At 73.1% G+C, this 21,198-nt stretch carries 19 protein-coding genes; 10 read left to right on the top strand and 9 right to left on the bottom strand.

The features are described 5' to 3' along the window. The first annotated feature begins 112 nt into the window (after positions 1–112). The 4 genes from AB0B14_RS20270 to AB0B14_RS20255 all read left to right on the top strand — a co-directional run bounded on the left by AB0B14_RS20270 (position 113) and on the right by AB0B14_RS20255 (position 4,492). Positions 113–1,567, top strand: coding sequence for an NYN domain-containing protein (locus tag AB0B14_RS20270; protein ID WP_357523495.1), 1,455 nt, complete (start codon positions 113–115; stop codon positions 1,565–1,567). 223 nt (positions 1,568–1,790) lie between these two features. After that, positions 1,791–2,009: a hypothetical protein gene (locus AB0B14_RS20265; protein ID WP_357074796.1), complete on the top strand. Its 219-nt coding sequence runs from the start codon at positions 1,791–1,793 to the stop codon at positions 2,007–2,009. A gap of 102 nt (positions 2,010–2,111) precedes the next feature. Further along, positions 2,112–3,371 carry a M48 family metallopeptidase gene (locus tag AB0B14_RS20260; protein WP_357074793.1) on the top strand — a complete coding sequence of 420 codons (1,260 nt, stop codon included), beginning with the start codon at positions 2,112–2,114 and terminating at the stop codon, positions 3,369–3,371. Beyond that, positions 3,368–4,492 (top strand): glycosyltransferase family 4 protein, encoded by a 1,125-nt coding sequence (locus AB0B14_RS20255; RefSeq protein ID WP_357074790.1) that lies wholly within the window; start codon positions 3,368–3,370, stop codon positions 4,490–4,492. Before AB0B14_RS20260 ends, AB0B14_RS20255 begins: the two co-directional genes overlap by 4 nt. Positions 4,493–4,499: 7 nt before the next feature. Here the strand turns inward: AB0B14_RS20255 and AB0B14_RS20250 are convergent, their stop codons facing one another. From AB0B14_RS20250 to AB0B14_RS20220, 7 genes are all read right to left on the bottom strand, one after another. After that, positions 4,500–5,162, bottom strand: a complete 663-nt coding sequence (locus AB0B14_RS20250) for a lysophospholipid acyltransferase family protein (RefSeq protein ID WP_357074787.1) — start codon at positions 5,160–5,162, stop codon at positions 4,500–4,502. Between the two features lie 20 nt (positions 5,163–5,182). Further along, entirely contained in the window at positions 5,183–5,767 is a 585-nt protein-coding gene (locus AB0B14_RS20245; protein ID WP_357074785.1) for a TetR/AcrR family transcriptional regulator, read from the bottom strand. A 169-nt stretch (positions 5,768–5,936) separates the two neighbouring features. Continuing rightward, on the bottom strand, positions 5,937–7,595 hold the full coding sequence (locus AB0B14_RS20240; protein WP_357074968.1) for a bifunctional diguanylate cyclase/phosphodiesterase: 1,659 nt from the start codon (positions 7,593–7,595) through the stop codon (positions 5,937–5,939). A gap of 79 nt (positions 7,596–7,674) precedes the next feature. After that, on the bottom strand, positions 7,675–8,484 hold the full coding sequence (locus tag AB0B14_RS20235; protein ID WP_357523493.1) for an SAM-dependent methyltransferase: 810 nt from the start codon (positions 8,482–8,484) through the stop codon (positions 7,675–7,677). A 187-nt stretch (positions 8,485–8,671) separates the two neighbouring features. Continuing rightward, the gene (locus tag AB0B14_RS20230) at positions 8,672–9,340 is read right to left on the bottom strand and encodes a response regulator transcription factor (RefSeq protein ID WP_007072219.1); all 669 of its coding nucleotides are present in this window, start codon (positions 9,338–9,340) and stop codon (positions 8,672–8,674) included. A gap of 7 nt (positions 9,341–9,347) precedes the next feature. Continuing rightward, on the bottom strand, positions 9,348–11,036 hold the full coding sequence (locus tag AB0B14_RS20225; protein ID WP_357523491.1) for a GAF domain-containing sensor histidine kinase: 1,689 nt from the start codon (positions 11,034–11,036) through the stop codon (positions 9,348–9,350). Between the two features lie 14 nt (positions 11,037–11,050). Then, a complete protein-coding gene (locus tag AB0B14_RS20220) occupies positions 11,051–12,865 on the bottom strand; it encodes a long-chain fatty acid--CoA ligase (RefSeq protein WP_357523489.1) in 1,815 nt (604 codons plus the stop codon). A gap of 119 nt (positions 12,866–12,984) precedes the next feature. Between AB0B14_RS20220 and AB0B14_RS20215 the strand changes: the two genes are divergently transcribed. The 6 genes from AB0B14_RS20215 to AB0B14_RS20190 all read left to right on the top strand — a co-directional run bounded on the left by AB0B14_RS20215 (position 12,985) and on the right by AB0B14_RS20190 (position 18,478). Continuing rightward, positions 12,985–13,440: an SRPBCC family protein gene (locus AB0B14_RS20215; protein ID WP_357074773.1), complete on the top strand. Its 456-nt coding sequence runs from the start codon at positions 12,985–12,987 to the stop codon at positions 13,438–13,440. Between the two features lie 31 nt (positions 13,441–13,471). Continuing rightward, positions 13,472–14,188: a hypothetical protein gene (locus AB0B14_RS20210; RefSeq protein WP_357523487.1), complete on the top strand. Its 717-nt coding sequence runs from the start codon at positions 13,472–13,474 to the stop codon at positions 14,186–14,188. Positions 14,189–14,259: 71 nt separating this feature from the next. Further along, positions 14,260–15,207: an ROK family glucokinase gene (locus AB0B14_RS20205; protein WP_357074767.1), complete on the top strand. Its 948-nt coding sequence runs from the start codon at positions 14,260–14,262 to the stop codon at positions 15,205–15,207. Positions 15,208–15,218: 11 nt separating this feature from the next. Then, a complete protein-coding gene (locus AB0B14_RS20200; RefSeq protein WP_357523485.1) occupies positions 15,219–15,911 on the top strand; it encodes an endonuclease/exonuclease/phosphatase family protein in 693 nt (230 codons plus the stop codon). A 115-nt stretch (positions 15,912–16,026) separates the two neighbouring features. Further along, complete coding sequence (locus tag AB0B14_RS20195; protein ID WP_357523483.1) at positions 16,027–17,436, top strand: NAD(P)-binding domain-containing protein; 1,410 nt, start codon at positions 16,027–16,029, stop codon at positions 17,434–17,436. A gap of 247 nt (positions 17,437–17,683) precedes the next feature. Continuing rightward, positions 17,684–18,478 carry an alpha/beta fold hydrolase gene (locus AB0B14_RS20190; RefSeq protein WP_357074965.1) on the top strand — a complete coding sequence of 265 codons (795 nt, stop codon included), beginning with the start codon at positions 17,684–17,686 and terminating at the stop codon, positions 18,476–18,478. 86 nt (positions 18,479–18,564) lie between these two features. On the opposite strand, the gene AB0B14_RS20185 is transcribed toward AB0B14_RS20190, so the two are convergent. Further along, positions 18,565–20,088: a trehalose-6-phosphate synthase gene (locus AB0B14_RS20185; protein ID WP_357074758.1), complete on the bottom strand. Its 1,524-nt coding sequence runs from the start codon at positions 20,086–20,088 to the stop codon at positions 18,565–18,567. A 164-nt stretch (positions 20,089–20,252) separates the two neighbouring features. Further along, positions 20,253–21,113 (bottom strand): DUF308 domain-containing protein, encoded by an 861-nt coding sequence (locus AB0B14_RS20180; RefSeq protein ID WP_357074755.1) that lies wholly within the window; start codon positions 21,111–21,113, stop codon positions 20,253–20,255. Positions 21,114–21,198: the final 85 nt, after the last annotated feature.

Here is a 21,198-nt window from a genome sequence, read left to right as displayed (position 1 = left end):
GCCACGGTCCGACACTCCCGTCGCAGCCGTCTCACCAGTCACCATGGGGCTAGGATGAGAGATCGGCTCACTCACCGGGCGGTGGGCCCGGTCGCGGTGGGAGACTTGCCACATGCCCCTCACCGAGCCGCACGACGACCACCTCCCGCAGGAGGATCCGGTCGCGCTCGACGGTGCCGTGGGCAACCCGGACGACAACGTAGTCAGCGGGACATCAGGCGCATCCGACCCGGCCACGCAGGGCGATGGCCCCACCGTCGAGCCGGAGCCGACGCTGCCCGAGCCGGTCCGGCAGCGGATCGTGACGCTGACCGCCGCGGTGTTGCCCACCCTGCCCGGCGACGAGGTGCCGGTGCCGTTACGCCGGGTGGCCAAGTTCGCCCCCAACCGGCGCGCCCGCCTCGGCGCGCCGGCCATCGCCGCCCAGCTCACCGCCGACCCACTGTTCCGGCAGCGGGTCACCGCCCGGGTCCTGGCCGACGCCGGCGACCTCGGCGCCGCCGTCGTCGAGGGCACCGCCCCGGCCGCCGCCGACCCGGTCGAGGTCGCCGCGCTTGCCTACCTGGCCCGCCCGCGCGGTTGGCGGGAGCTGATCGACGCCAGTGGTGCCGCCGTGCGCGCCGAGGCGGACAGCGCGGTCGTCGCCGAACTGGTCCGCGAGGCCGAGCAGCGGGCCACCCGTGCCGAGCACGACCGGGCGGTGGCGCGGGTCGAGGCGGAGAAGCTCCGCGACGAGCTGGCCCGCGTCCGCGAGGAGTTGGGTCAGCTCCGCGAGGAGTCCCGGCAGGTCGCCCGTACCCTGCGGGAGACCCAGGCCCGCGAGCGCAAGGCCACCGAGTTGCTGGCCACCGAGCGCGGCCGGGCCGCACGTGCCAGCGCGGACGTGGACGCCGAGCTGCGCCGCGCCCGCGCCCGGCTGGCCGAGGCGGAAGCCGCCGCCGGGGTGGCCCGGGCCACCGCCAAGGAGGCCCGCTCGGTCGACGACGCACGGCTCTGGCTGCTGCTGGAGACCATCGGCCAGGCCGCTGTCGGGTTGCGCCGCGAGCTGGCGCTCGACCCGGTCGACAAACTCCCCGCCGACTTCGTCGCCGACGCGTTCGCCGAGCAGCCGGGCACCGCCCCGGCCAGCCCCGCGGCACGTGCCCGCGACACCGACGACCCGGCTCGACTCGACCAGCTGCTCGCATTGCCCCGGGCGCACCTGGTGGTGGACGGCTACAACGTCACCAAGCGCGGCTTCGGCGAGATGTCCCTGGAGCAGCAGCGCAAACGCCTGATCACCGGGCTGGGCGGGATCGCCGCGCAGACCGGCGACGAGGTCACCGTGGTCTTCGACGGCGCCGAGCGGATGCACGGGCTGCCGCCCGCGCCGCGCGGCGTACGGGTGCTGTTCTCGCGCAAGGGTGAGACCGCCGACGAGCTGATCCGCCGGCTGGTCCGTGCCGAGCCGTCGGGGCGGCCGGTGGTGGTGGTCTCGTCGGACCGCGAGGTCGCCGACGGGGTACGCCGGCACGGCGCCTACCCGCTGGGCGCCGACTCGCTGCTGCGGCGGCTCGCCCGCTCCTGACACCCTGCCCGGACGCCGTGATCGACACGGCTTTCCTGAGGTCGGGGTGTCCGGCCGGTGGGGATGGCCCGATTTCAGGGAACTGGAGTCGATCTCGCCCCCAAACGGCCGGTCGGACGCGGTTTCTGTCGTACCCGGTGGTTAGCGTCGATGTGACCGACGGTGCTCGGGTGGCGACGACGAGGCGCGCCGACCGTGCATCGCGAGCGATCAGGAGGGCTTGATGCTCATCGACTGCGACGGGTGCGCGAGGCAGGCCGACGGCTGTTCCGGCTGCCTGCTGGCCGCCCTGTTCGACGAGACGTCCCCGGCGGCCGGTCTGGTCGCCGCCGAGGTCCAGGCGATCGAGGTGTTCGCGCGGGCCGGGTTCGACGTGGAGGTGCTGGCCGCGCCAGAGCGTCCCGGCGCGGCTCGCCAGCGGGCTGTGCGCCGCATCGCCTGAGCGCGACACCGCGCCCGGAAGCGAGCTTCTCGCGGGCCATAGGATGAGCGGTCACGGCGGGAGGAGCGGCGCAATGAGCGGGACACGACGGGCAGTGACGCGATGACCCCACGGGGCTGGGCGCTGCTGACGCTGGCCGGGTTGACCGTCGCGCTTGTCGTGATCGCCGCGCTGTTCATTCCGTGGCACCGGCCGCCGGCCCCGCGCGCCGACCAGCTCGCCGCGCTGCGTGACCTGCCGGCCGAGCAGGTGGCCAGGGGGCGGGAGTTCCGGGCCGCCCTGCGTCCGGGCGGTTACGCCGCGCTCGCCGTGGGGCTGCTGGTCGCCCTCGCGCTCGGGTTGACCCCGCTGGGCAGCCGCCTGGTCGAGCTGGTGGGCCGGCCGTTCGGGGGGCACTGGGCCGCGCAGGCGGTGCTCGGTGGGCTGGCCGTGGTGCTCGTCGCCGACCTGGTGACGCTCCCGTTCGCCGCCTGGCGCCAGAGCGTGCTCACCCGCTACGGCCTGAGCACCAACGGCTGGAGTGGCTGGGCTGTCGACCTGCTCAAGTCGTACGCCGTCAGTGCGGTGATCGGCGCGGTGGCGCTCGTCGGCTTCTACGCGGTGATCCGGTTCGCGCCCCGCTGGTGGTGGGCGTTCGGGGCGGCGGGCGCCGCGCTGCTGGTGGTGCTGCTGTCGTTCGTGCTGCCGGTGCTGGTGGAGCCGGTCTTCAACAAGTTCACCCCGATGGAGCAGGGCCCGCTGCGCACCGAGCTGATGAGCATGGCCGCCCGCGACGGGGTGCCGGTGCGCGACGTGCTCGTCGCGGACGCCTCCCGCCGCACCCGGGCGGTCAACGCGTACGTCTCCGGTCTCGGGCCGACCCGGCGGGTGGTCGTCTACGACACGCTGCTGCGCGAGGCCACCCCGGGCGAGGTGACCGCGGTGGTGGCGCACGAGTTGGGGCACGCGAAGGACTCCGACGTGGCGGTGGGCACGGTGACCGGGGCGCTGGGTGCGGCTGCCGCCGTGGTGGCGCTCTACCTGCTCGGCTCGTGGGGGCCGCTGCTGCGACTGGCCGGCGTCGACTCGGTCGCCCAACCACGCGCCTTTCCGTTGCTGGTCGCCCTCGTGACGGTGGCCGGGCTGGTCGCCACGCCGGTGCAGGCGCTGATGTCACGACGGGTGGAGGCACGCGCCGACGCGCACGCGCTCGCACTGACCCGTGACCCGGAGACCTTCGAGTCGATGCAGCGTCGGCTCGCTTCGGTCAACCTGGGCGACCCCGATCCGCCGCGCTGGGAATACCTCTACTCGGCCTCACATCCGTCCACCGTCGAGCGGATGGCCGCCGCCCGCGCGTACGCCCGGAAGGCCGGCCGATGAACCGCACGCTGCTGATCACCAACGACTTTCCGCCCCGACCAGGCGGCATCCAGTCCTTCGTGCACAACCTCGCGGTGCGGCAACCGGCCGGCTCGGTGGTCGTCTACGCGTCGAGCTGGCGCGGGGCCGCGAAGTTCGACGCCGACCAGCCGTTCGAGGTGATCCGGGAGCGCACCCGGGTGCTGTTGCCCACCCCGTTGATCGCCCGCCGGGCGGCGCGGTTGGCTCGCGAGTACGACTGCGACACGGTGTGGTTCGGTGCGGCGGCCCCGCTGGGGCTGCTCGCCGCCGGTCTGCGTCGGCGGGCCGGCGTCCGCCGGGTGGTGGCACAGACCCACGGCCACGAGGTTGGTTGGGCGGCGCTGCCGGCCGCCCGGCCGGCACTGCGGCGCATCGGTCGGGGTGTGGACGTCACCACCTATCTCGGCGAATACACGCGCACCCGGTTGGCGCGCGTGCTGGACGGGGTGACCGAGCTGCACCGTCTCGCGCCCGGGGTCGACGTGGACACCTACCACCCGACCGTCGACGGTGAGCAGGTCCGGGCCCGGCTCGGGTTGACCGACCGTCCGGTGGTGGTTTGTGTGTCCCGGCTGGTGCCGCGCAAGGGCCAGGACATGCTGATCCGGGCACTCCCGGAGATCCGCCGCCGGGTGCCCGACGCGGCGCTGCTGATCGTGGGCGGCGGACCGTACCGGGCGACGCTGGAGAAGCTGGCCCGACAGGCCGGTGTGGAGCGGGACGTGGTGTTCACCGGTTCGGTGCCGTCGGTCGAGTTGCCGGCGCACTACGCGGCCGGCGACGTCTACGCGATGCCGTGTCGCACCCGCAATCGTGGCCTTGACGTGGAGGGGCTCGGCATCGTCTACCTGGAGGCGTCCGCGACCGGCCTGCCGGTGGTGGCCGGCGACTCCGGGGGCGCACCGGACGCGGTCCGCGAGGGGGAGACCGGCTACGTCGTCCGCGGGCGGGACGTGGCCCAGCTCGCCGACCGGGTCGCCCGGCTGCTCGCCGACCGGGACCTGGCCCGCCAGCTGGGCGCCGCCGGTCGGGCGTGGGTGGAGCGGGAGTGGCGCTGGGAGGCGCAGGCGGACCGGATGGCGGCGCTGCTCGCCGGCTGATCGCCGTTCAGCTCTCTCGGGCTGGCGCGTAGTGCGGCACGTACTCCTGGCCGGTGAGCTTCTGGATCTCCGCCATCACCTCGTCGGTGATCGTCCGGATGTCGCGCGGCCCGTGGATCCGGTCGGCGACCGGGATCGGCGGGCCGAATCGCAGGGTGACCGGGTGTCGACGGGGGATCCGCGCGTCGACCGGCAGCACCTCGGCGGTGCCGAGCACGCCGACCGGAATGATTGGCACCCCGGCGTCGCGGGCCAGCCGGGTCATCCCGACGCGGCCCCGGTAGAGCCGCCCGTCGGGGGAGCGGGTGCCCTCCGGATAGATGGCGACGAGGCCACCGGCGCGCAGCACCGGTACGGCGGCGTCGAGGGCGCGCAGGGCGGCCCGGCCGTCGGCGCGGTTGACCGGGATGGCGCCCATGCCGGCGACGATCTGCCGGTTGAGCCAGCCACTCGGCCCGCCGCCGTTGAAATACTCGACCTTCGCCCAGAAGGTGACGTGTCGGGGCGTCGAGGTGACGAGAAACCATTCGTCGGCGACGGACAGGTGGTTGCCGGCGAGGATCGCGCCGCCGTGCCGGGGCAGATGCTCCAGCCCTTCCACGTGGGGCCGCCAGCCCACCCGCATCGCGGTGCCGACTGTCAGTTTGGCGACGTCGTACAGCAGGGGCACAGGTCCTCCGGGGTCGGGTCTCAGGTCGGCGCCGGGCCGAGGTGGGCCTCCAGCGCGGCGCGCAGCAGGGTGTCGTCGTCGGTGGCGCCGGTGGCCAGCGGCAGGCTGCCCCAGGCCCAGAGTTGGGCGATGCCGTGCAGGTTTGCCCAGAGCGCGCCGGCGAGCACCGCCGCGGGCGCGTCGGTGGGCCGACGCACCCGCGCCACCAGGTCGGCCAGGACGGTGAACAGCGGCAGGCTCGTCTCACGCAGCCGCAACCGGCCGCTGTCCAGCAGGTCGTGGCGGAACATCAGCTCGAACATGCCGCGGTGGGCCGCCGCGAAGTCCAGGTACGTCCGGGCCAGTGCGGTCAATCGGGTACGCGGGTCCGCGTCGACGTCGTGCAACGTTCGCTCGACCCGGGCGGTGAGGTCGGCGAAGCCCTCCCGGGCGATGGCGGAGAGCAGGTCGACGTGGGTGGGGAAGTAGCGGCGCGGTGCGCCGTGGGAGACCCCGGCGCGGCGGGCGATCTCCCGCAGCGACACCGCCGACTGGCCGTCGCGCAGCACCAGGTCCACTCCGGCGGCGACCAGGCGCGCCCGCAGCCCCGTCTCGTCCGCCGCCATGGAGACTGTCTACCAGGGTGGCGTAGACGCTGTCTACCGCCGATCGACGTGTCGCGGCATGCCGGGGACGCCGGAATCAGCGTGATGCCCGTGAGTCATCAAGATGCCTGTGTGGCATCACGCGCAACGGACAGACCCGAGCCAGGCCCATCCGTCGGGCGTGGGAGATTCAGCGGATGCGGGCCAGGATCCGGTCGGCGGGGGCCGGGCGCCCGAAGTGCCAGCCCTGGCCGGCGTCGCAACCGATCGCCCGCAGCCGCTCGGCCTGCCCGGCGGTCTCCACGCCCTCGGCGGTGACCGTCAGGTCCAACGCGTGCGCCAGCGAGACCAGCGAGGCGAGGATCCGCTCGTCGGTGCGGCCGACCGACGGCGACCGGAGGCCGGCCACGAACTCCCCGGCGACCTTCAGCTCGGTCACCGGCAGGTCCCGCAGGTACGCCAGGTTGCTGTAGCCGGTGCCGAAGTCGTCGATGGCGATCCGGACCCCGAGGTCGGCCAGCACCCGCAGGGCGCGTACCGGCTCCTCGGCGGTGCTCATCATGGTGCTCTCGGTGATCTCCAGTTGGAGCCGCTCCGGGGGCAGGCCGGTCTGCCGCAGCAGCGAGCGAACCTCCTGCACCAGACCGGGCCGGTGCACCTGCCGTACCGCCAGGTTGACGCTGACGAACGGTGCGGCGGCGTTGCCGGCCGACCAGGCCTCCGCCTCGCGGCACGCCTCGGCCAGCACCCAACCGCCCAGTTGGACGATCAGGCCGGTCTCCTCGGCCAAACTGATGAAGCTGTCCGGACGCAGCACCCCCAGCTCCGGGTGACGCCAGCGGACCAGCGCCTCGACGCCGACCAGGCTGCCGTCGCGAAGTGAGGTCAGCGGCTGGTAGTCGAGGTAGAACTCGCCCCGCTCCAGCGCGGCCGGGATGGCCGCGGAGAGCGCGTACCGGGCCAGCTCGCGTTGGTTGCGCTCGGCGTCGTAGAGCGCCCAGCGCGCACCGCCGGCGGACTTCGCCCAGTGCAGGGTGCTGTCCGCGGCCCGCATCAGGTCACTGGGGTTGGCTCCGGCCACCGGGCGCTCGACGATGCCGATGCTCGCCGAGATCTGCAGCTCGTGCCCGTCGACGAGCGCCGGTGTCCGGACCGCGGCCAGCGCGGTCTCGGCCAACGCCGCCATGTCGTCGGTGCCGGCGCTGCTCTCCACCAGGATCACGAACTCGTCCCCGCCGAGGCGGGCCACCAGGTGCTCACCCATGGCCTTGCACAGTCGTTCGGCGACCGTGACCAGCAGTTGGTCACCGACCTGGTGCCCCAGGGTGTCGTTGACGACCTTGAAGCGGTCCAGGTCGAGGAAGAACACCCCGACCCGCCGCGCACCCCGGCCGGGCTCGTTGAGCGCAGCGGTGAGCCGCTCGGTGAACAGCGTCCGGTTGGGCAGGCCGGTGAGCGGATCGTGGGTGGCCTGGTGCCGGAACCGGGCCTCGCTGGCGCGCAGCGCCCGCTCGGCCTGCGTCCGGGCCCTCATCGCGGCTCGGCGGATCGACTCCTGCTCGTCGAGGGTGCGGTCGCGCAGCGCGCGGGCGTAGCCGGTCGCCACGGCCGCCAGCAGCCGGGCCAGCCGGTCCTCGACGTCCTCGGCCACCAACCCAAGGTCACGCACGAACCGAAGCTGGATGACCTCCACGGTACGACCCAGCCCCTCCGCGGAGGCGATGTGCGCGGCGACCAACTCGGCACCGACCCGGTGCCCGGCGCGCAGGTCGAACGGCTCCGTGAGCAACGCGCCGGCCAGTTGGCCGGTGAGCCGGTCCAGCAGGGTCTCCAGCTGGGCCTGGGTCATCGGCAGGTAGCTGGTGCCGGAGACCGCCTTCGCCCACGCCCGGGCGAACGTGCCCGGGCGGGAGACGGCGTCGGGCGACTCAGCCACCGAGTCGCCCGACGCCGCCCATGAAGACCGCGCGCTCGGCGTCCTCCGCGCTCTCCGGGGTGTCCGGTCGCCACTGGGGCACCCACACCACGCCCGGGTCGAGCAGCTCGAACCCGTCGAAGAGCGCGGTCAACTCGGCCCGACTGCGTATCCACAGAGGGTTGTCGGTGCGCCGGTAGACCCGCTCCGCCTCGGCGCGTTCGTCGTCGCTGCGCCCGTCGTCGCTGGCCTGCGACAGCACCAGGTAGCTGCCGGGGGCCAGGGCGTCGCGCAGCGTCCGCAGCAGCTCGGCCGGCCGGTCGTCGTCCGAGACGAAGTGCAGGACGGCCACGACCATCACGGCCACCGGTTGGCTCAGGTCGAGCAGCTTGCGGACCTCCGGGTGGGCCAGGATCGCCTCCGGACGCCGCAGGTCCTCCTGCACCACCACCGCCCGGTCGTTGCCGGCGAGGATCTCCCGGCTGTGCGCCACCGCCACCGGGTCGACGTCCACATAGACCACCCGCGACTGCGGGTCGAGCCGCTGGGCGATCTCGTGCACGTTGCCGACGGTCGGGATGCCCGAGCCGATGTCCAGGAACTGCCGGATCCCGGCCTCGGAGAGGTGGTGCACGGCCCGCCGCAGGAACGCCCGGTTGGCCTGGGCCATCAGCGGCGCCTCCGGCACCGCCGCGACCATCGCCTGCGCCGTGGCGCGGTCCGCGGCGAAGTTGTGCGAGCCACCGAGGTAGTAGTCGTACATCCGCGCGACACTCGGGCGCTCGATGTCGATGGTGTCGGGTGCCCAGTCTGGCCGCTGCATGCGTTCACCCCTTGAGTCCGCGTCGCGGGCGTCGTCGCCCGCGCGGGTATTGTGCACCCGCCACGCACGCCAGACCATAGCGCGCGGGTGGTTGCCCGCCGACGTCGGTCGATGCGCGACGGTCCGCGCTGGCCGAAGCTGGCGCGGACCGTCGGTCGTGCTTTCCCGCCACCGGAGCGGGGGTAGATCAGAACTTCGGCGCGTCCGGTGCCTCGAGCAGGCCGAGCCGCAGGGCGGTCATCAGCGCCTGGGCCCGGTTGGCCGCACCGAGCTTCTCGTAGAGCTTGGAGATGTGCGTCTTGGCCGTGGACTCGCTGACGAACAGCTGCTTGGCGATGCCCGCCACGCTCATCCCGTCGGCGAGCAGCCGCAGCACCTGCCCCTCCCGGGGAGACAGCTGCGGGCCGGACGGCGCGAGCCGGCGCTTCATCGCCTCGGCCAGATCGGCGGCGGTGAACGCGCTGGGGGAGGAGGCGGCGTGCCGCGCGGCGGCCACCACCTCGTCGGCCGGGGCGGTCTTCGGCACGAAGGCACTCGCACCGGCCTCCAGGGCGCCGAAGAGCTGGTCGTCGCCGGCATACATGGTCAGCACCACGATGCCCATCGACGCACTGGACTTGCGCAGCGCGCGGGTCGCCTCCAGGCCACTGCCGTCGGGCAGCCGCAGATCCATGATCACCACGTCCGGCTGCAGGGCGCCGGCCTGGCGCACCCCCTCCGCCGCGGTGGCGGCCTCACCGACGACCTCGAACTGCCGGTCGCGCTCGAAGGCGTGGCGCAGGCCCTTACGAATCAGGTCATGATCGTCAACAAGGAGGACCTTGGTGCGGGTGGCCGGTGTCGGACTTGTGGTCATCCTCGGGTTACTCCCCTTCTGGTGCTGCGCTGTCGCGCACGTTATCTCGGCGGGACGAGGTGCCGACAACCACGGCCACGGTTGTGCCGCTGGGTTGCCGCGGCCTGATCTCCAACCGGCCCCGGATACGTTCCGCCCTCTCGGCCATGATCGCAAGACCGTACCGTCCGTCGGGGCGCTGGTCAGCCATCCCCTGACCGTCATCCGACACTTCTATTTGCGCGTACGGTGGGTCGACCTCGCACGTGACCCACAGATTCGAGGCTCCGGCGTGCTTGCGCGCGTTGGTCACCGCCTCCTGCGCGATGCGCAGCAACTCGGCCTCGGTGGCGGCCGGCAGCCGGGCGGTGGACTCGTCAAGCGAGAGGTGCACCCGCAGCCCACCGGAGGCGCCCACGGTGCGCGCGTACTCGGCGATCGCCGCGGCCAGCCCGCCCTGCCGGTCCACCTCGCTGCGCAGCTCGAAGAGGCTCAGCCGCAGTTCCTGGATCACCCGGGTCACCTCGCCGCGCAGCGTACGCAGGGCCTCGGCGGTCTCGTCGGCGTCGTCGAAGACGGTGGCCATGGCGTTGTCGATGCCGTAGCCGACCATCACCAGCTCCTGCGCCACCCCGTCGTGGATCTCCCGGGCCAGTCGCTGCCGTTCTTCGTTGGTGGCCAGCGAGCGCACCTCGTCGAAGAGCAGCGCCGCCTCCAGCCGCAGCGCGGCCGGGCGGGTCAGCGCGGTCACCCGGGACACCACCGGCGGTGGGTACGCGTGCGCGGTATCCGCCTCCAGCACCACCAGCCCCACCGTGCGCACCCCGGCGACCAGCGGAACGATGAGCGCGGACACGTCCGCGCCCCGGTGCGAGCGCGACTGCGACCGGGCGGCCGTGGTGGCCTGCTGGCTGGCCCAGGCGTCGGCGATCGCCGAGTCCGCGTCCAGCGTCGTCTCCCAGTCCACCCGGTCGACGCCGGCCTGGGCGAGCACCACGAGCCGACCGCCGCCGCTGGCCGACAGCACCGCGCCCCGGTCCGCCTGGGCCACCGTACGCAGCTCCTCCAGCAGGTGCTCGGAGATGCCGCCCGGGTCCAGGGTGGCGCCGGGCAACTGGCGGGCCACGGTCCGTAGTTGGGTCAGCAGTCGGGTCGCCTCGGCGTACGGCTGGGGTTTGCCCTCACCGCGGACCACCAGCACCCGGTGCAGGGTGCCGGCGGCGTAGAGGCCCAGCACCGCCAGGATCAGCCACTGCGCGCAGACCGCGAGGTAACCCGGCTGGCCGAGCTGGACCCCTCCGTCGACCTCGGTCAGCGCACCGCTGACCAGCAGGGTGGCGGCGCTGACCGCGAGCAGCGCGGCACCTTCGCGGAAGCGGCGGCGCAGCGCGGTGACGGTCACCGGGACCGCCAGGTAGGGCAGTACCGCCGACGCGCCGAGCCCGTCGACCGTGCCGATCGACGCCACCGCGGCCACCTGGCTCGCGGCCAGGCCCAGCACCACCACCTCGGCCACCCGACTCAGCGGCGCGATCAGCGGGTGCTGCGGCGCCAGCAGGGACGGGAGCCCGGCCACCGCCAGCAGCGCGATCCACCACAGTTGGGTGACGTCGCGGGTGGCGAAGAGGGTCAGGACGGCGATCAGCGCCAGCATCACCAGGCGGGCGGCCGCGGCGAGGGGATGCGGGTGCGGTGCGGTGGTCGTGGATGCGGGCACGTGACGGATGGTAGTCAGCCTCGGTAGATGTCGGCGATTTCCGCCGCGTACGTCTTGTGGACGACCTGGCGCTTGACCTTGAGCGACGGGGTCAGCTCGCCGGTCGCCTCGGTGAAGTCGTGCGGCAGGACCCGGAACATCTTGATCGCCTCGGCCTTGGAGACGGCCTGGTTCGCGGTGTCGATCGCGGCCTGGATCTCCCTGCGCAGGGCCTCGTGCTCGCGCAGTTGCTCGGCGGGGGTGTCGGCGGGTATGCCGGCACCTTCCAGCCAGGCCGGCAGCGCCTCCTCGTCGACGGTGACCAGCGCCGCGATGAACGGCTTGCGGTCGCCGACGACGACACACTGGCTGATCAACGGGTGTGCCCGGACCAGGTCCTCCAGCACGGCCGGGGCGACGTTCTTGCCGCTGGCGGTGACGATCAGCTCCTTCTTGCGCCCGGTGATGCTCAGGTAGCCGTCGGAGTCGAGCTGCCCCAGGTCGCCGGTGCGGAACCACCCGTCGGTGCTGAGCGACTCGGCGGTCGCCGTCTCGTTGCGCCAGTAACCCTGGAAGACCAGCTCGCCCGAGATCAGGATCTCGCCGTCGTCCTCGATCCGCACGGTCACGCCGGGCAGCGGGCGGCCGACGGTGCCGATCCGGGTGCCGGTCGGCAGGTTCGCGGCGGCGGCGGGCGAGGTCTCGGTCAGGCCGTAGCCCTCCAGGACCGTCACGCCGATGCCCCGGAAGAAGTGACCGAGCCGGGCGCCGAGCGGCGCGCCGCCGGAGATGGCGTCGCGGCATCGCCCACCGAGCGCGGCCCGCAGCTTGCCGTAGACCAGCCGGTCGAAGACCATGTGCTGGGCGCGCAGCGCCAGGCCCGGCCCGCCGGGGGTTTCCAGAGCCTCGCTGTACGCGATGGCGACCTGCTCGGCGCGGGCGAAGATGCCGCCCTTGCCGTCGGCCTCGGCCTTCTGCTTGGCCGCGTTGTAGACCTTCTCGAACACCCGGGGTACGGAGAGCACGAAGGTCGGCCGGAACGCCTGCAACTCGGCGACCAGGTTCTTGGTGTCGGCGCAGTGCGCCATGGTGGCCCGCGCCTGCACCACGCCGATCTGGATCAGCCGGGCGAAGGCGTGCGCCAGCGGGAGGAAGAGCAGGGTGGACGCGCCGGCGTTGAACAGGTTGGGCAGCACCGGCACCGCGTTGGCGATGTCGGCGTACATGTTGCGGTGGGTGAGCACGCAACCCTTGGGCCGGCCGGTGGTCCCGCTGGTGTAGATGATCGTGGCCAGGTCGTCGGCGCGGACCGCCTTGCGTCGCCGGTCGACCTCGGCCAGCTCGACCGTGGCACCGGCCTTGACCAGCTCGTCGACCCCACCGAGGTCGATCTGCCAGACCTGGGCCAGGTCGGGCAGCCGGTGTTGGACGTCGGCGATCAGGGCGGCGTGCGCGTCGGTCTCCACCACGACGGCGACCGTGTGGGAATCCTCGATGATCCACGCGGCCTGCTCGGCGCTGGACGTCTCGTAGATCGGCACGGTGACCGCGCCGATGGTCCAGATGGCGTAGTCCAGCAGCGTCCACTCGTAGCGGGTGCGGCTCATCAGCCCGACCCGGGTACCCGGTTGGATGCCGGCCGCGATCAGCCCTCGGGCCACCGCGATCACCTCGTCGCGGAACTGCAGACAGGTCACGTCGGCCCAGGCGGTGACGGTGCCCTCGGCGCCGGGGACGGGGCGGGCGAACTGGACGGCGTCGGGCGCGACCTCGGCGTTGTCCCAGACCGGATCGGTGAGGTTGGCCGCGTCGCCAACGGTGACGATCGGCGGGACGGAGAACTCGCGCACCTGCACTCCTTCGTGCTCGCACTGGCCGGGCCGGCCACCACCTACGGACGGCGGCTGCGTCGAAACCTACCTGGCGGGCGGTCCGGGTGGGACAAGCAGGAGGCGGGTAGCCTCCCCCCATGGCGGACTCCTCCACCCAGTCGATCATCATCGGCGCCGCACCGGATCGGGTGACGGCGGTCATCTGCGACTTCGCGCGCTACCCGGAGTGGACCGAGGCCGTGCGGCGCGCCGAGGTCGTCGAGGAGTACGAGGACGGCTACGCCAGCCAGGTGCGCTTCACCATCGACGCCGGGGTGATGGCCGACGAGTACGTGCTCGCCTACTCCTACGCCGAGGACCTGTCCCGGATCGAGTGGCACCTGGTCGCTCCCTCGAAGATGCAGAAGTCCCAGCGCGGCTCGTACGACCTGGTGGGTAACCCGGACGGCAGTACGACGGTGACCTACACGCTGGAGGTCGACCTGTCGGTGGGGATGCTCGGAATGTTTCGGCGCAAAGCCGAGAAGATGATCATGGACACCGCGTTGAAGCAGCTCAAGCGCCGGGTAGAAGCAACCGGTGCGGCGCAGTGACGGGTCCGGTGGCACGGTAGAGGAGCCAACTGTGGGCGGAACGGATCCGGGTTCGGCCCGGGAAGAGGCGGAGCGGCTGGTCGCCACCCTGCTCGCGGGGGCACGACTGGCCTCCGCCGGCTCGGCGGGCGGCGCGTTCGGCTCGCTGGGTGCGGTGTTAGCCGGTGTCCTCGGTCACAGTGCCGACCCGGAGGGCCGGCCCGGCACCGGCGGTGCTTTCGCCACCGGATCGGCCGAATGCTGCGTCTGCCCGGTCTGTCGGGGCATCGCCGCGTTGCGTGATCCGAGTCCGGAATTCGCCGAACGCCTCGCGACCGGCGCCGGTGACCTCGCGGCGGGCGTCGCCAGCCTGCTCCGCGCGTTCTCCCCGGCGGAGCCGCCCACGACGAGCACATCGTGGCCGACCTCCGCGCCGACCTCCGCGCCGGCCTCCGCGTCACCGTCGGCACCCGCGGCGAGCACCGACGATGTGCTCCCGGAGCCGGCCCCCGACGACCCGTCCACCGCCGCCGGCGACAACCACGTGTGGCGCGATGCCACCCGTACCGGGCATGATTCTCAGCCGGCGCCGGAGCGGGATGTCTGGTCGGTCGCCACCCGGACGGCGGACCCACTCGCCCCGGCCGCCGCACCACCCGTCGACGACGCCGGGCCGGCGACCGTACCGGCACCGACCACTCGTCCCGCGGTGCCCGCCTCGCGGGTGCCGGACGACACCGGTGCGCAGGCACCGGGCGACGGCGCCTGAGCGCGGGACATCCCGACCCGGACCGGCAGGCCGCCGGCACCCGGGTCGGACAGCAGAGGGGAGCGGCAGCGGTGACGCTGACCATCGGAGTCGACGTCGGTGGCACGAAGGTGGCTGGCGGTGTCGTGGACGACACCGGCACGGTCCTCGTGCAGAGCCGACGGGACACCCCCGCCGATGACGTCGGCAAGACCCGCGACGTCATCATCGAGCTGGTCGGCGAGTTGACGGCCGGGCGGACGATCGAGGCCGTCGGCATCGGCGCGGCCGGCTGGATCGACGCCAGCCGCTCGACCGTGCTCTTCGCTCCCAACCTGGCCTGGCGGGACGAACCGCTGCGCGAGTACGTCAGCACGGCCGTCGGCCTCCCCGTGATCGTGGAGAACGACGGCAACGTGGCCGCCTGGGCCGAGTTCCGCTACGGCGCGGCCCGCGACGCCGACGATTCCATGATCATGTTCACCATCGGCACCGGCGTGGGCGGCGGCATCGTCCTCGGCGGGGAGCTGATGCGGGGTGCGCACGGCATCGCCGCGGAGCTCGGCCACATGCTGGCCGTGCCGGACGGGCACCAGTGCGGCTGCGGCCGGCTGGGCTGCATCGAGCAGTACGCCAGCGGCAGCGCCCTGGTGCGCTTCGCCCGAGCCGGCGCCCGACAGGAGCCCGACCGGGCCGCCGCACTGCTGGATCTGGCCGGCGGCGAGGCCGAGGCGATCACCGGCCACATGGTGACCGCCGCCGCGCAGGGTGGTGACCCCGTCTCCGCCGAGGCGTTCGCCCAGATCGGTCGTTGGCTGGGCACGAGTCTGGCCGACATGGCGCAGATCCTCGACCCGCAGACCCTGGTGGTCGGTGGCGGTGTGATCGACGCCGGGGACCTGCTGCTCGGTCCGACCCGCCGCTCGTACCTCGACGCGCTCGCCCAACGCGGTCGCCTGCCGGTGGCCGAGGTGCTCCCGGCCCAGCTGGGCAACAGCGCCGGGGTGATCGGCGCCGCCGACCTGGCCCGCCGGATCTGAGGCGGTCCGCGATGGGCGTGCCGCTGCGTGTGGTGTCGTACAACATCCACGGCCAGCGCGACGACACCGCCGCGCTGGCGGCGGTGGTCCGGGCCGCGCGGCCGGACGTGGTGATCGTGCAGGAGGGGCCGCGCCGGTTCCGGTGGCGGCAGAAGTCCGCCACGTTGGCCGAGTCGTTCGGCCTGGTGGTGGCCGCCGGCGGGCTGCCCGCGCTGGGCAACCTGCTGGTGACCAGCCTGCGGGTCCAGGTGCGCGGCACCCGCTGCCAACGTTTCCCGCTGACCCCCGGCCGGCACCTGCGCGGCGCCGCGTACGCCGACTGCCGGGTCGGCGACGCCCACGTCACCCTCGCCGGCTCGCACCTGTCCACCGACCCGACCGAGCGCCCCGCGCAGGCCGCCGAGTTCAAGCGCGGGCTGGACGCGGCGACCAGCCCGGTGGTGGCCGGGGCGGACCTCAACGAGGGCCCGGACGGGCCGGCGTGGGCGACCGTGTCGCGCGGGTTGACCGACACCGCGGTGGCGGCCGACCGGGCGGACCGGCTCACCTACTCCTGCGCCGACCCGCGCCGGCGCATCGACGCGCTCTTCGTCGACCCGCGGATCACAGTTGTCGACTACGACGTGGTGGACACCCCGCAGACCCGCCGGGCCAGCGACCACTTCCCGGTCCTGGTCGACCTGCTGCTGCCCGCCGCCGGCTGACCCCGACCCCGGCCCGACCGTCGACGCGTCCGCCTCAGGACTGGACATCCGGCTCCGTTGTGGAGAGGATTTCGCGGCGACCGGCACGCCTGCCGTACCAAAAGGAGATGTCCCGGTGTCCACCTCCACCGACCACGGCCGGCCCGACCCGGAGGCGACCCCGCCCGCGCGCGGCGGCGACGATCGCCCGGTCTCCGACCGGGGTGACACGGTCTGCGTCATCGGGGCCGGGGCCAGCGGTCTGACGGCCATCAAGAACCTGCGCGAGCACGGGTTCGGTGTCGACTGCTACGAACGGGAGACCGGCGTCGGCGGCGCCTGGAACTGGCGGCACGACCGCAGCCCGGTGTACGCCAGCACCCACCTGATCTCGTCGAAGCCGTTCACCCAGTTCCCCGACTTTCCGATGCCGGACTCCTGGCCGGACTACCCGCACCACAGTCAACTGCTGTCGTACTTCGAGCGGTACGCCGACCACTTCGACCTGCGCTCGCACATCTGGTTCGGCACCGAGGTGGTCCGGGTCGAGCCCGCCGAGGGCGACCGGTGGGACGTGACCACCCGCTCCACCGGCGGGTACGGCCCGGAGCGCACCTCCCGGTACGCCGCCGTGGTGATCGCCAACGGGCACAACTGGTCGCCGAAGCTGCCCCGCTACGAGGGCCTGGAGGAGTTCCGCGGCGAGATCATGCACGCCTCGTCCTACAAGGACCCGGCGCAGTTGCGCGGCAAGCGGGTGCTGGTGGTCGGTGCCGGCAACACCGGCTGCGACATCGCCGTCGAGGCCGCCCAGCAGGCGTCGCGGTGCTGGCACTCCACCCGGCGCGGTTACTGGTACGCGCCGAAGTACGTGCTCGGCCGCCCCGCCGACCAGGTGAACGACACCCTGTTGGCGCTGCGCGTGCCGCTGCGGGTGCGGCAGTGGCTCTACCACTGGACGATGCGGTTGACCGTCGGTGACCTGACCCGCTTCGGTCTGCCCAGGCCCGACCACCGGGTGTACGAGACGCACCCGATCGCGAACAGCCAGCTCGTCTACTACGTGGGTCACGGTGGGATCGGCCCGGTGCCCGACGTCGCCCGGTTCCGCCCGTACGCGGTGGAGTTGGCCGACGGCCGGGAGATCGACCCCGAGGTGGTCATCTTCGCCACCGGCTACCTGCCGCGGTTCGAGTTCCTCGACGCGTCGGTGTTCGCCGACAGCGCCGGGGCGGGTCGGCCCACGCTGTGGCTCAACGCGTTCACGCCGGGTCATCCGACCCTCGCCGTCGCCGGCCTGTTGCAGCCGGACTCCGGGTTGTTCACCCTGTCGCACTGGCAGACGGTGCTTTTCGCGCGGCTGCTGCAGGCACGTCGGGACCGGCCGGAACGGGCCATGGCGTTCGCGCGGCGGGTACGGGAGCGGGCCGGGGAGCGGTACTCCGGGCCGGTCAAGGACAGCAGCCGGCACTGGTTCGAGGTCGGTCACGCCGACTACCTGCGCGCCGTCCAGCGCGCCCTGCACGACCTGGAGAGCAGCAAGTGAGCGCGAGGAGTGAGCTTGCGAGCCCCGCAGTCGCGAACGAAGGGTTGGCACGGTGAGCGCGAGGAGTGAGCTTGCGAGCCCCGCAGTCGCGAACGAAGGGTTGGCACGGTGAGCGCGAGCGGTGAGCTTGCGAGCCCCGCAGTCGCGAACGAAGGGTTGGCACGGTGAGCGCGAGGAGTGAGCTTGCGAGCCCCGCAGTCGCGAACGAAGGGTTGGCACGGTGAGTGCGAGCGGTGAGCTGCGGATCATGCGGAGCCGGGAGTGGTCCCGTCCGGTCCGGCCGGCCCGGCGGGAGGTGCTCAGTGCCCTTCCCGAGGTGGAGGAGGGGCGGCCGCCGCTGCTGTTCGTTCCCGGGTTCGGGCACGGTGCGTGGGCGTTCGCCGAGCACTGGTTGGGTCATGCGGTGTCGCGGGGGTTCCCGGCGTACGCGATGAGCCTGCGCGGGCATGGTGCCAGCGAGCCGGCGCCGGAGGCGACGCTGCGGGCGTACGCGCACGATGTGGTCCAGGTGGCCGCGGGCCTGCCGCGCCAGGCGGTGCTGGTGGGGCACGGTGCGGGGGCTCTGGTGGTGGCGCACGCGTTGGCCCGCTACCCGGCGCGCAGCGCGGTGCTGGTGGCGCCGGTGTTCGGTGGCTGGGGAGTGCTGGGCGCGGCGTTGCGCCGCAATCCGGCGGGCACGGTGCCGGCGGTGTTCGGTGGGCCGTTGCGGCTCAACGGTGGGCAGTTGTTCAGCCGTGAGTTGCCCGACGAGGAGGCCCGGCGGTATGTCGGACGGCTCGGCCGGGCGGGTCGGCGGGCGCAGTGGGCGCTGCTGGGTGAGCCGGCGGCTGAGCCGGCGGTGGGTGCCCCGCCGGTGCTGGTGTTGGGCAGCCCGGACGACCGGGTGGTGCCGGCGTCGACGTTGACCCGGGTGGCCCGCCGCTACGGTTCGGCTCCGCTGCTCTTTCCCGGGATGGGCCACGACCTGATGCTGGACGCGCGCTGGGCGGAGCCGATCGACGCGATCCTGGACTGGCTGGAGAAGGAGCCCACGGCGCACTGAGCACCCGCGCCCGCCCAGGTCGGGGTCGCCGCCGTCGGCTGATCGCCGGCGCGGGCGGGTGGGTGCTCAGTCGCCGGGGTGGGCGGTCAGCCGGCTGTCTGGCGGGTGGCCGCGGTGGGCGGAGTGGTGGGTTGCGGCACGCGGGCGTCGTCGTCGGGGCGAGTGTCGACGGGTTGGGTGTCGTCGGGGCCGGGATCGGCGCTGCTCAGGCGGCTGGCCAGGGCGCCGCGCTCGTCCAGCGCGCGCAGGTAGGAGCGGGCCCAGGCCCGGATGTCGTGCTCCTCCAGGTGGGCGCGCATGGCCCGCATCCGCTGGGTGGTGTCGGCCGGGCTGGCCCGCAGCGCGGCGCAGAGGCCCTGCTTGAGCCCTTCCAGGTCGTGCGGGTTGACCAGGTACGCCTGGGACAGCTCGGCGGCGGTGCCGGCGAACTCGCTGAGCAGCAGGGCGCCCGTGTCGTCCACCCGGGCGGCCACGTACTCCTTGGCGACGAGGTTCATCCCGTCGCGCAGCGGGGTCACCGCCATCACGTCGGCGACCCGGTAGAGCGCGGCCAACTCGGCCCGGTCGAAGGGCTGGGTGAGGTAGTGGATCGCGGGCTCGCCGACCCGGCCGAACTCGCCGTTGATCCGACCCACCTCGCGTTCGATGCGCTCCCGCAGGATCTGGTACTGGCCGACGCGTTCCCGGCTCGGCATCGCGACCTGCACCAACACCGTGTCGCGGACCTTGACGTCGCCGCTGGCGAGCAGTTCGCTGTACGCCTTGAGTCGCTGTTCGATGCCCTTGGTGTAATCCATCCGGTCCACGCTGAGGATGACCTGCCGGGGATCGCCGAGGTCCTGACGGAGTCGGCGGGCGCGCGCGGCCACGTCCGGGCGGGCGGCGAGCGCGCCCATCTCGGCGGTGTCGATGGAGACCGGGAACGCGCCGATGCGCACGACCCGGTCGTCGATGCCGATCCGCCGGTCGGTGGCCGGCAGGTCCAACACCCTCGTCACCAGTTGGGCGAAGTTGTGGGCCGCCTGCACCCGTTGGAAGCCGACCAGGTCGGCGCCGAGCATCCCGCGCAGCAACTCGGCCCGGCGCGGCAGCTGCATGAAGAGCTCCGGCGGCGGGAACGGCACGTGCAGGAAGAACCCGATGCGCAGGTCGGGACGGAGTGCGCGCAGCAGACCGGGGACCAGTTGCAGGTGGTAGTCCTGCACCCAGACCACCCCGCCCTGCTCGGTCACCGCGGCGGTCGCCTCGGCGAAGCGTTGGTTGACCCGCTGGTACGCCTCCCACCACCGTCGGTGATGCTGCGGCTGTTCGACGGCGTCGTGGTAGAGCGGCCAGAGGGTGGCGTTGGCGAACCCCTCGTAGTGGTCGCGCAGGTCTTCTGGGCTGAGCGCGACGGTGTGCATGCGGACGCCGTCGACGTCCGGTAGGGCGGGGGCGGGCCCGGTGCCGCCGGCCCAGCCGACCCAGGTCGCCGGGGTGTGCCGCAGGAGCGGGTGCAGCGCGCTGACCAGCCCACCGGGGCTGCGCCGCCACTCACAGGCTCCGTCGGGGGCCTGGCTGTCGTCGATGGGGAGGCGGTTGGCGACCACCACGAGAGAACTCTGTCGCATCTCGGGCATTCCGATCAGCAGAGGACTGACCGCCACGAGCAAGGGAAAACCGGTCAGTCAGCGGGGGAAGTGACGTACAGCGGTATTCCTACTGACAGTAAGTTACACCACTGTTACGCGCACGGCGGGTCGGCGGCGTCCCGGGATGCGGGCCAGGGTTGGACCTAGACGACGGCGCCGTTGTCCGGGTCGTCCTCGTCCTCGTCGCCGGGTCGCAGTCGCCAGATCAGCGTGACGAAGCCGGCCAGGATGCCGGTGAACCCGAACAGGGTGACCGCCGAGCGGTCCACCGGGATCAACCACGGGAAGAGGAAGAGCACGAACCCGACGACCACGCCGAGCACACCGACCACCGCGTACTTGCTGATCCGGGGGAACGGTGGCGGTGGGGGCGGGTGGTAGCCCTCGTCGTCCTCGTCGTCGGGCAGATCGGCCCCGAAGGTGTCCAACCCGTCGAGCAGGGACGGCTCGTCCGCCCGGGTGTCGCGCCCGACGGAGATCCCGGAGAAGTCGGTGGCGGACGGGAGCCGGCGGGTGTCGGTGGCGGTCGGGCCGGGCTCGTCGGTCCCCGCGCGGGCCAGCGGGCCGGTGGTCGGCTCGTCCCGGGCGTCCCGTGCGTCGCGGTCGTCCACGTCCTCCGAGGCCGGCCACGGGTGCTCGCCAACCGTGGAGGAGGCGTGGAAGCCGGCCACGATCCGTGCCCACTCGGCGTCGATGTCCGGTTCGTCGCGGGCGGGCGGCTGCTCGGGGGTGCTCTCGTCGGCGAGCTGGGTCAGATAGTCCCGTGCGGTGGCCAGGTGCGAACGGTCGACGTAGAGCCGGTCGACCGGCCGGGCCGGAACGGTGGTGGTGCGGGTGACCGGGTTGAGGTCGGCGGAGGGCTGCAGGTAGGCGGCGATCCCGCCGGCGGCCAGCACGTCGAGCAGGTGCTCGCCGACGCGCGGATCGACGTCGCCGACGACGGCGTACTCGTTCGCGTCGAGCCCGTTGTCCCGCCGTCCCCGGCGGGCACCACCCGCTGACACCCGGACATCCCCCTTAACGCGCCTCGCGGCGCGACCCTCGACGCCCGTCCGCACGCCGTGCTCTGAATCGTGACACGTCAGGGCA

Origin of the sequence: Micromonospora sp. NPDC049171 (assembly GCF_040648275.1) — a bacterium.
Taxonomy (GTDB): domain Bacteria; phylum Actinomycetota; class Actinomycetes; order Mycobacteriales; family Micromonosporaceae; genus Micromonospora.
The sequence above is the reverse complement of the archived record's forward strand: the minus strand, read 5'-3'. Positions and strand labels throughout refer to the sequence as shown.

Excerpts from the sequence above, each read along its gene's own strand:
- AB0B14_RS20215 (WP_357074773.1), top strand. The coding sequence starts at position 12,985 with ATGGCGGACTCCTCCACCCAGTCGATCATCATCGGCGCCGCACCGGAT.
- AB0B14_RS20200 (WP_357523485.1), top strand. The coding sequence starts at position 15,219 with ATGGGCGTGCCGCTGCGTGTGGTGTCGTACAACATCCACGGCCAGCGC.
- AB0B14_RS20245 (WP_357074785.1), bottom strand. The coding sequence starts at position 5,767 with ATGGCGGCGGACGAGACGGGGCTGCGGGCGCGCCTGGTCGCCGCCGGA.
- AB0B14_RS20185 (WP_357074758.1), bottom strand. The coding sequence starts at position 20,088 with ATGCGACAGAGTTCTCTCGTGGTGGTCGCCAACCGCCTCCCCATCGAC.
- AB0B14_RS20255 (WP_357074790.1), top strand. The coding sequence starts at position 3,368 with ATGAACCGCACGCTGCTGATCACCAACGACTTTCCGCCCCGACCAGGC.
- AB0B14_RS20265 (WP_357074796.1), top strand. The coding sequence starts at position 1,791 with ATGCTCATCGACTGCGACGGGTGCGCGAGGCAGGCCGACGGCTGTTCC.
- AB0B14_RS20235 (WP_357523493.1), bottom strand. The coding sequence starts at position 8,484 with ATGCAGCGGCCAGACTGGGCACCCGACACCATCGACATCGAGCGCCCG.
- AB0B14_RS20240 (WP_357074968.1), bottom strand. The coding sequence starts at position 7,595 with ATGACCCAGGCCCAGCTGGAGACCCTGCTGGACCGGCTCACCGGCCAA.
- AB0B14_RS20190 (WP_357074965.1), top strand. The coding sequence starts at position 17,684 with ATGCGGAGCCGGGAGTGGTCCCGTCCGGTCCGGCCGGCCCGGCGGGAG.
- AB0B14_RS20270 (WP_357523495.1), top strand. The coding sequence starts at position 113 with ATGCCCCTCACCGAGCCGCACGACGACCACCTCCCGCAGGAGGATCCG.
- AB0B14_RS20230 (WP_007072219.1), bottom strand. The coding sequence starts at position 9,340 with ATGACCACAAGTCCGACACCGGCCACCCGCACCAAGGTCCTCCTTGTT.
- AB0B14_RS20260 (WP_357074793.1), top strand. The coding sequence starts at position 2,112 with ATGACCCCACGGGGCTGGGCGCTGCTGACGCTGGCCGGGTTGACCGTC.